Here is a 225-nt window from a genome sequence, read left to right as displayed (position 1 = left end):
TCCAGACGATGGCGTGATCAACAAAGACGAGCTGGGTAATGACCAGGTTCAAGTGAAGGTTGACGTGAACCACGCCGAGTTGGTTGAAGGCGGTGAAGTGACACTGACCATCAGCAATGGTGGCAGCGCAAGCACAGTGACGCTGAGCCTGAATGAAGACGGCGAGATAAGCGACAGCAACTACAGCTACAACAATGGCACCATCACGTGGACAGAAACCGTGGC

General features: G+C 53.8%; 1 protein-coding gene. It reads left to right on the top strand.

Translation table 11 applies throughout. The annotated features are described in order from the left end of the window. Positions 1-225 (top strand): hypothetical protein (locus EYW48_RS21955; RefSeq protein WP_277433133.1); only part of this gene is annotated, 225 nt, incomplete at both ends.

Origin of the sequence: Vibrio sp. 1180_3 (genome assembly GCF_029478545.1) — a bacterium.
Taxonomy (GTDB): Bacteria; Pseudomonadota; Gammaproteobacteria; order Enterobacterales; family Vibrionaceae; genus Vibrio; species Vibrio aestuarianus.
The sequence above is the reverse complement of the archived record's forward strand: the minus strand, read 5'-3'. Positions and strand labels throughout refer to the sequence as shown.